The 8,917-nt window shown below is 52.2% G+C and carries 7 protein-coding genes; 2 read left to right on the top strand and 5 right to left on the bottom strand.

The window, feature by feature from the left end; translation table 11 throughout:
- Nucleotides 1–60: 60 nt before the first annotated feature.
- Nucleotides 61–972: a MobV family relaxase gene (gene mobV, locus F9C28_RS19140; RefSeq protein WP_233149181.1), complete on the bottom strand. Its 912-nt coding sequence runs from the start codon at nucleotides 970–972 to the stop codon at nucleotides 61–63.
- A gap of 356 nt (nucleotides 973–1,328) precedes the next feature.
- Nucleotides 1,329–4,337, bottom strand: coding sequence for a Tn3 family transposase (locus tag F9C28_RS19135; RefSeq protein ID WP_012291341.1), 3,009 nt, complete (start codon nucleotides 4,335–4,337; stop codon nucleotides 1,329–1,331).
- A gap of 163 nt (nucleotides 4,338–4,500) precedes the next feature.
- Between F9C28_RS19135 and F9C28_RS19130 the strand changes: the two genes are divergently transcribed.
- Complete coding sequence (locus F9C28_RS19130) at nucleotides 4,501–5,073, top strand: recombinase family protein (RefSeq protein ID WP_001556711.1); 573 nt, start codon at nucleotides 4,501–4,503, stop codon at nucleotides 5,071–5,073.
- An 8-nt stretch (nucleotides 5,074–5,081) separates the two neighbouring features.
- Entirely contained in the window at nucleotides 5,082–5,486 is a 405-nt protein-coding gene (locus F9C28_RS19125; RefSeq protein ID WP_004118313.1) for an ArsA-related P-loop ATPase, read from the top strand.
- 30 nt (nucleotides 5,487–5,516) lie between these two features.
- On the opposite strand, the gene arsC is transcribed toward F9C28_RS19125, so the two are convergent.
- The 3 genes from arsC to arsA form a co-directional block, all read right to left on the bottom strand.
- Nucleotides 5,517–5,942 (bottom strand): glutaredoxin-dependent arsenate reductase, encoded by a 426-nt coding sequence (gene arsC / locus F9C28_RS19120; protein WP_000065759.1) that lies wholly within the window; start codon nucleotides 5,940–5,942, stop codon nucleotides 5,517–5,519.
- Between the two features lie 12 nt (nucleotides 5,943–5,954).
- On the bottom strand, nucleotides 5,955–7,244 hold the full coding sequence (gene arsB / locus F9C28_RS19115) for an arsenite efflux transporter membrane subunit ArsB (protein ID WP_003026002.1): 1,290 nt from the start codon (nucleotides 7,242–7,244) through the stop codon (nucleotides 5,955–5,957).
- Nucleotides 7,245–7,292: 48 nt separating this feature from the next.
- The coding region (arsA, locus tag F9C28_RS19110) for an arsenite efflux transporter ATPase subunit ArsA (RefSeq protein WP_199016863.1) at nucleotides 7,293–8,917 on the bottom strand (1,625 nt) is incomplete at its 5' end.

Genomic DNA, 8,917 nt, shown 5'->3' with positions numbered 1-8,917 from the left:
ATTGGGCTGGGCGCACATTCTACTGACTGGCGAATATCTTTGGCCCAAGGAACCGAAAGCTTAGGGTGTCATTTCGCCCTCAGCCGGAACCGACCCCTTAAACCGCTGAGCCATCATCAGGATTTCGGTCATCTGCTCTCTGGAAAGGCCCTTAAAAGGCTCTGTAACGCTCTGTAGGCGTTTCTGCTGCGAGTCCATAGTCTTCTGTAGCTCGCGCACTCTTTTTGCATTCTGCGCGCTCTGAGAGGCCATGGCGATGGTTCCTGCAAGGCCATCGTTCACTGCGTGACTTAGACGTTTGGCTATGGCTGCCTGATCTTCCACGTCTTTGGTGAAAATTCCTTTCCGCAATACGCGCGGCTCCAGCGCATCTGGCGAGATTGATACCTGGCTACGGGTGCCACGGTTTATCGATTGGTAGTAGTGCTGAACTGTCTGATGCGTGGCACGGCTTCCCTCGATGCCGCGCTCAAGACCCAATTTTTTTACTGATTCAGCGTAGGTGCTCTGATCGTCACGCATCTTTGACCGCCCGCCAATAAACTCTTTCGCGGACAGCCGTCCATCCTGCGTCAATGGCACCACGAACGCTGACAAATGCGGGGTGGCCTCGTCCCGGTGAACTACCGCAGCCACAACACGATCCTTCCCGTATTTCTTCTCCAGCCACTGCTCAGAATGGGCGAAAAACTCCGCCTGCTGCCGCGGTGTCGCTTCTTTCCACCACTCAGGGCTTGCCGTCATAACGTACTCAACAGCCAGTACCGCATCTTTACGGCGTTTTTCCGGCAACAGCTCCCGCAGCTTTCCCATCGCCTCATCTGCCGACTGAGACACAGAGCAGTAGTTTTCTGGTGTCCGTTCAGCGTCAGCATTCGGCGTCTCACGCTCCCTGTAGCAGTGCTGCAAAGCGCTGGCCACACTGCCCATTCCCGTCAGCTTTTTGCAGCGCATTATCGCGTAATTCGCCATGCTTACCCCCTCGTTCTGGCGTACATCCAGCCAGTCGGGGGATCGCATTGCGATGCCTCCGGCGGGCCACTATCAGGATGATAGTGTACTCACTAGACTTTGCTACGCAAAATCGTTCGTTAAATTCAACTTAATAAAAAATATATGACATAAAGTCATTGCTTAAATCAAAGATGTGATCAATGCTTCTGTTTCAATGTAGTGATTCACTATCATTGATTAGTACATTAACTCTGGTGAGGAAAGTAAGATGTCATTCATAAAATCGCTAAACAAAAAAAATCAAACAGACCAAATAGAAGTGACGATTAACGTTAGGTTAAGGGGTTTGAGGGCCAATGGAACGAAAACGTACGCTAAGAAGTTAATTCATTGTTTAAATTGAAATTTAGTTCTCTCAGTTCCCCCTTCAAAATATCCTCCGGTAGCGTAAACGTATAATGCCCCAGCATATTGATATGCCCGTGCATCAGTGGGGACAACCGGGCGATATCTTCAACCCCGATTTCTTCTCCATTACTGCGTATCCAGCTCAGGGCTTCCTGCATATAAAGTGTGTTCCACAGTACCACTGCGTTAGTGACCAGGCCCAGTGCCCCCAGCTGATCTTCCTGACCTTCACGATAGCGCTTTCTGATCTCACCGCGCTGCCCGTAGCAGATCGCCCTCGCCACAGCATGGCGGCCTTCCCCCCGGTTTAGCTGCGTCAGGATCCGCCGACGATAATCCTCATCATCAATATAATTAAGAAGGTACAGCGTCTTGTTGACGCGCCCCACTTCCATGATCGCCTGTGCCAGCCCTGATGGGCGCGAGCTTTTCAGCAAAGAGCGAATGAGTTCTGAAGCATGAATGGTGCCCAGTTTCAGCGAACCGGCGGTTCGCATCATCTCATCCCACTGATCCTCGGCTTTCGACAGATCGGCACAACCACGTGCCAGTTCGTCCAGTGCACCGTAATTTGCCGATTTATCCACTCGCCAGAATACCGCTTCACCGGCATCGGCAAGCCGGGGGGAAAACTGGTATCCCAGCAGCCAGAAGAGGCCAAAAATAATGTCGCTGGTACCGGCTGTGTCTGTCATGATCTCAACCGGATTCAGCCCTGTCTGCTGCTCCAGAAGGCCTTCCAGCACAAAAATGGAATCTCGTAATGTGCCGGGGACAACGATGCCGTGGAATCCAGAGTACTGATCAGAGACGAAGTTGTACCAGGTGATGCCACGTCCGGAACCAAAATATTTTCTGTTAGGTCCTGAATTGACGGTTTTCACCGGCGTGACAAAGCGCATGCCATCAGCTGAAGCCACTTCGCCACCACCCCAGCGGCCAGCAAGCTCCAGTGTGGACTGAAAATCAACCAGGCGGGCATTGGCGCTGACCAGCGTTTCTGCCCGGAGGTAATTCTGTTTTACCCAGCTAAGCCGGTGGCGCGTCAGCGCCGGTATATTGTGCTTTATCAGCGGTTCCAGCCCGATATTGCAGGCCTCTGCCATCAGGACCGCGCACAGGCTGATGTGCAGATCCTGTGCCCGGGCCCCGGATTCACTGACATGCGTAAACTCACGTGTAAATCCCGTTCTGGCATCTATTTCAAGCAACAGTTCCGTCAAATCTACTGGCGGGAGTAGCAGCCTTACCCGACTGTTGAGACGATGCAACGATGGTGGCTCCTCCAGTTTCTCCAGGCTGCTGATAGTCAGGGAAGGATGTTTACCGTCATGGCAAATATGAACCTCCGCATTTCCTTCAAAGCGGGATGCGACGGTTTTCCAGGTTTCATCTAGCTGGACCGCCAACTGTTGCACGCCTTTATGTCCATCAGTGGGATGTCCCAGCGCCCGGCAAACGGGGACCCGCTGAGCCTGCCATTCTTCCCCCTGCAACAGCTTCTCGCGGGGATTTCCCCAGCGATCGCTGTTTTCGAGCCAGATGTCCCTTCGACGTAGTGCATCCTGAAGGCGCTCCAGCAGACAAAGCGAGTAACCGGCACGCTGTATCCGGCCCTCCGCATCGTATACCAGGCGTTTCCAGGGGCCGGTAATAATATGTTCAGGCGCATTGTCCAGGATGCGCTTTTTCGAGCCGTTCAGTTCGGTCAGATAATGAATGGCGGACAACGTATGTTCTCCGGCTGGCGCTGCCTGGAAATGCAGGTCGCGCAATACCGCCGGAAGAAAGCGCTTTACCCGCCCGTACTGCTCCACCATTTCGTCATGGAAATTGTTGTTCTGAGGCCGGGCCAGCTCATTTACCTTGCTGACGGATTCTGCCAGCCTGCTTTTCGGTATGCTGTTGAATATGGTCTCCCTCAGTTCAGCATCGTCAGCCTGTTCATCCAGCAACAATGAACATGCCCGCGCCAATATTAGCGCAGCACGATCAAGATCTTTAAGCGTCCTGAGCCGTTTTTTCTGCCCCGTTTTCTTCGCCGCACGAGTGATATCCAGTATCAGCATATCGAGCACATCAACGGCCTCATCCAGCGCCGCAGTCTCCTGCGCTTTAACGAATGCTGTGAGTACGGCCAGTTTTCTCTGCTGTGGCATTCGCGCGATATATTTTACCGACGCCATGCCTGCGTAACGGGCCAAATTACGCAGTTGTATAGCAGGCAGACCGGTAAAATTCAGTCGGGAAAATTCCAGGTTTCGCAGCCGGATATATCGCTCCAGCGCTTCGGTAAATGCCGGGCCGCTGACGGTGACCGGTCCCTTTTTCAGTTGCTCCAGCGGTGAAGTACGCTGCCCCTCAGGAATGTCCAGAAGCTCCGTCACGCGGGCGGTCTGCCAGCTGTCCGGCAACGCGGCCAGTTTCTTCCACAGCCGCTGATTTGCCCGTTCGCGTATTTCACTGACGAGACGTACAAGTGTGGTTGCTCCGGGCAGCAGGACCTTATTCTGAAGCAGCCACGCGGTGGCAAAATCAAACATAAGGCCGGGTCGCTCATTACTGAGCCATGCGCGGGTGTACAGCAGGCGCTTCAGGCGGAAAGACCAGGGGAAATCGCCAAATTCATGGTAACCGTAATATTCCTTAATCAGCGCAGTATGCTCTCTGAGGGTGGTAACCCGTTCTGCGTAGCGGGTAAGGACTTCCGGACGGCGAATATTAAGCTGCACCGCGACAAATTGCTGAACACCTGGCAGAACCCGGGTTAAGTCTGTCAGAAAGGTGCCCAGAAAACGGGCGGTGGTGAGCTGAAGCGCAATTCCCAGCCGGTTATGCCTTCCCCGCCGCTGGTTAATGAAGGCAAGATCCCGCTCATCAAGATGAAAATAGCGCGCCAGCTGCACGTCATTGGGTTCTGCAACATAGCGACCATAATTCAGTTCCTGCTCAGTGGTCAGAAAATCGACGGGCATACCGGCCTCCCTGCCTGATGGTCATGAATTAACAATTTCGCAACCGTCCGAAATATTATAAATTCTCGGACACACTAAAATGGTGTTGTCTAGGTGTCTATTAAATCGATTTTTTGTTATAACAGACACCCACTGTCCGATATTTGATTTAGGATACATTTTTATGCGACTTTTTGGTTACGCACGGGTATCAACAAGCCAGCAGTCCCTCGATATTCAGATCAAGGGGCTTAAAGAGGCGGGGGTGAAAGCCAGTCGCATATTTACCGACAAAGCATCCGGCAGTTCTACCGACAGGAAAGGACTGGATCTGCTGCGAATGAAGGTGGAGGAAGGTGACGTCATCCTGGTGAAGAAACTCGACCGGCTTGGACGCGACACTGCCGATATGATCCAACTGATAAAAGAATTCGACGCTCAGGGAGTCGCGGTCCGATTCATAGACGACGGGATCAGCACCGACGGTGAAATGGGGAAAATGGTTGTGACCATTCTTTCAGCTGTAGCCCAGGCCGAACGCAGGAGGATTCTGGAGCGTACGAACGAAGGACGGCAGGAGGCCAGGCTGAAAGGTATCCGGTTTGGCCGAAAGCGCATCATCGACAGAAATAGTGTACTGGCACTTCATCAGCAGGGAACTGGTGCAACAGATATTGCCCGCCGGCTCAGTATTGCCCGTTCCACTGTTTATAAAATTCTGGAAGATGAGAGCCGGGTTAATCTGAGCAAAATTTGAGGACGAACATGAGTGATGTAAAGGCATTCAACAATTGCATGAGTGTGTTCTGGCGACAGCATGAAGCCGAATTCTCTCGCTTTCTGACATCGAAGACAGGTGATAGCGAAAAAGCAGCAGACCCGGAGAAGACGAAGGTGATTATCGTGACGCTTGCCGAAACGACACCTGTACTGGAAGCCGCTAACCTGCAGCAGGATCTACGCCGAGCTGGCATCGAGCCGTGGGCATGGGTCGTTAATAACAGCCTGGCAGCTGCTCAACCGTCTTCGCCTTTCCTGAAGATCAGGGCGAACCGCGAGCTGCCTCTCATCTCTGATGTGGAAGAGCAGTATGCAAAGCGTATTGCATTAACAGCGCTACAGAGCGAAGAGCCGGTTGGTATTGACCTGCTGGAAGAAATGGCGAAGTAATAATGAAGGGGGCAAATGCCCCCTTCGTCTTTATTTCAGTCTTTTACCTGAATCATCAACGACTTTTTCACCGTCTTCCTTGGTGAAAGCCGCTTTCTGGGCATCTGGAAGGATATCGAGAACAACCTCTGAAGGACGGCAAAGTTTAGTTCCCAGTGGCGTCACTACGATCGGACGGTTGATCAGAATCGGATGCTGTAGCATAAAGTCGATGAGCTGGTCGTCAGTAAATTTATCTTCTGCAAGACCCAGTTCCTCATACGGCTCGACGTTCTTACGCAGCAAAGTACGGACGGAAATGCCCATATCTGCAATGAGTTTGACCAGCTCATCGCGTGAAGGTGGAGTCTCAAGGTAAAGAATAACGGTCGGCTCGATACCGCTGTTGCGGATCATCTCCAGCGTATTACGCGACGTGCCGCAGGCTGGGTTGTGATAAATGGTGATGTTGCTCATATCAGTATCTCATTACAAAGTGAAAGAGAGACGTAGCGCCAGCGCGGCCAGCGTTACAAACAGCACAGGCAGAGTCATGACGATCCCGGTGCGGAAATAGTATCCCCATGTGATGGTCATGTTCTTCTGTGAAAGGACATGCAGCCAGAGCAACGTTGCCAGGCTACCAATAGGTGTAATTTTCGGTCCAAGATCGCAGCCAATCACGTTGGCAAAAATCATCGCCTCTTTGATAACGCCTGTTGCAGTGCTGCCATCAATAGAGAGAGCACCAACCAGCACGGTAGGCATATTGTTCATGATGGAAGAGAGGAAAGCCGTCAGGAAGCCAGTACCAAACGTCGCGGCCCAAAGTCCTTTATCTGCCAGCACGTTCAACACACCGGAGAGGTATTCTGTTAGTCCGGCATTACGCAGACCATAGATCACCAGATACATTCCCAGAGAGAATATGACGATCTGCCATGGCGCACCGCGAAGTACTTTGCCAGTGTTAATGGCATGACCTCGCTTCGCCACCGCAAACAGAATGACAGCCCCTACAGCAGCAATCGCACTGACCGGGATACCCAACGGCTCAAGGACGAAAAAGCCAACCAGAAGAAGGATCAACACTATCCAGCCGGTTCTGAAGGTTGCCAGATCTTTAATCGCTTTTGCCGGTGCTTTCAGGAGAGCCAGGTCGTAAGTTGGCGGAATATCTTTGCGGAAGAACAGATGCAGCATCACCAGCGTGGCGATAATGGCTGCGATATCCACCGGCACCATTACCGACGCATACTCAGTGAAACCCAGCCCAAAGAAGTCTGCAGAAACGATGTTAACCAGGTTGGACACGATAAGCGGCAGACTGGCCGTATCGGCAATAAACCCGGCGGCCATGACAAATGCCAGCGTAGTGCCTTTGCTGAAACCTAATGCAAGCAGCATGGCGATAACAATTGGCGTCAGAATCAATGCCGCACCATCGTTGGCAAACAGTGCCGCCACCGCTGCGCCGAGCAAAACGATATAGGTAAACAGCAAACGCCCGCGACCGTTACCCCAACGTGAAACGTGCAGCGCCGCCCATTCGAAAAAGCCCGATTCATCGAGCAGAAGGCTGATAATAATCACGGCAATAAAGGTCGCCGTCGCATTCCAGACAATATTCCACACTACAGGGATATCACCAAAATGGACTACGCCAGAGATCAGCGCCAGTACCGCGCCCAGCGTCGCACTCCAGCCGATCCCTAATCCCTTCGGTTGCCAGATAACCAAAACGATGGTCAGGACAAAAATAGCGCCTGCCAGTAACATAAATCCTCCAGACAGGACGGCTTTGCCGCCCTGTATATACAAAAAAAATTAAACAACCAGCTCCCTGAGTTTCTCGATGCCAGTGGGCTCTGCAGCCATTACCGGTACTAACGCTATGCGGCTTGCATGCTGGTTTTTCACAACCTCGATTTGAGGACGCTCTTGTAGGGCGCGCTGGCAAAGCAGCGGCGATTGCGTCTGTGCAATCGAAAGGCTGTTATTGATAATCCAGCCCCAGGGATGAATCCCCGCACGTTCAAGATCGGACTGCAGGTTTGCCGCTTCCAGTACAGGTGTGGTTTCAGGCAGAGTGACCAGCAAAACTTTGGTACGTTCCTGGTCCTGAAGCTGCATCATCGGAGTGGTAAAATGACCTTTATCCCCCATCTTCCTGGCAATCTCACGGTGATAAGCCCCGGTAGCATCAAGCAGTAATAGCGTATGCCCGGTAGGTGCCGTATCCATGACCACAAACCGTTTGCCAGCTTCACGAATTACGCGTGAAAACGCCTGGAACACCGCAATCTCTTCTGTGCAAGGAGAACGTAAATCCTCTTCGAGCAGCCGTTTCCCAGCCTCATCCAGATCCCTGCCTTTCGTCTCAAGAACATGCTGACGATAGCGTTCAGTTTCATCGTGAGGGTTGATTCGGCTGACCTGCAGATTTTTGAGGCTGCCATTGAGCGTTGTACTGAGATGTGCAGCAGGATCTGAGGTGGTGAGATGCACATCAAAACCCTTATCCGCCAGACTGACGGCGATAGCCGCAGCCATTGTGGTTTTGCCCACACCACCTTTGCCCATCAGCATAATCAAACCGTGTTCACTGCGGGCGATATCATCAACCAGGACAGACAACGACATATTCTCTGGCTTGTTCTGTGGGCTTTGTTCAGGAAGCGATGTTATCTCAGCGTGTTCGTTGAGCAGGCCTTTCAATGCGGATACACCAACCATGTTCAGCGGCTGCAGGTATAAGTTGTCTGTCGGCAAATCAGATAACCCGGCAGGAAGATTTGCCAGCGCCTCTTGCTCCCGTTGCCATATTGCAGCGGCCAGTGCATCACGTTCTGCTTCGCTCGCAGGCAGGACACCGTTAATGACTAAATACTGATTTTTAAGGCCAATAGCTGATAATTCGTCATGAGTACGAGCGACTTCCTGCAGTGTTGATTTTTGCAATCGCGCGACCAGCACAAGGCGAGTTCGTTCAGGATCGGATAATGCCTCAACCGCATGAGCATATTGCTCGCGTTGTTTTTCCAGCCCAGCCATTGGACCAAGACAGGAAGCACCATCCGGGTTACTTTCGATGAAGCTGCTCCAGGCTCCGGGAAGCTGAAGAAGGCGAATAGTGTGGCCAGTTGGGGCAGTATCAAAAATGATGTGATCAAAGCGGGTCAGCAGAGAAGCGTCAGTCAGTAAGCCAGTAAACTCGTCGAATGCAGCGATCTCTGTCGTACAAGCTCCTGAAAGCTGTTCACTGATGCTGTTAACAACGCCATCAGGCAAAAGACCTTTAATAGGGTCAACGATTCTGGCGCGGTATTGCTGGGCGGCGTCCTGCGGGTCAATCTCCAGAGCCGAAAGACCAGACACAGCAGTCACGGGCTGGATAGTGTTACCGATAGTCTGATCGAATACCTGACCGACATTGGAAGCCGGGTCGGTAC

It is taken from the genome of Shimwellia pseudoproteus, from assembly GCF_016415625.1.
Taxonomy (GTDB): Bacteria; Pseudomonadota; Gammaproteobacteria; order Enterobacterales; family Enterobacteriaceae; genus Shimwellia; species Shimwellia pseudoproteus.
The sequence above is the reverse complement of the archived record's forward strand: the minus strand, read 5'-3'. Positions and strand labels throughout refer to the sequence as shown.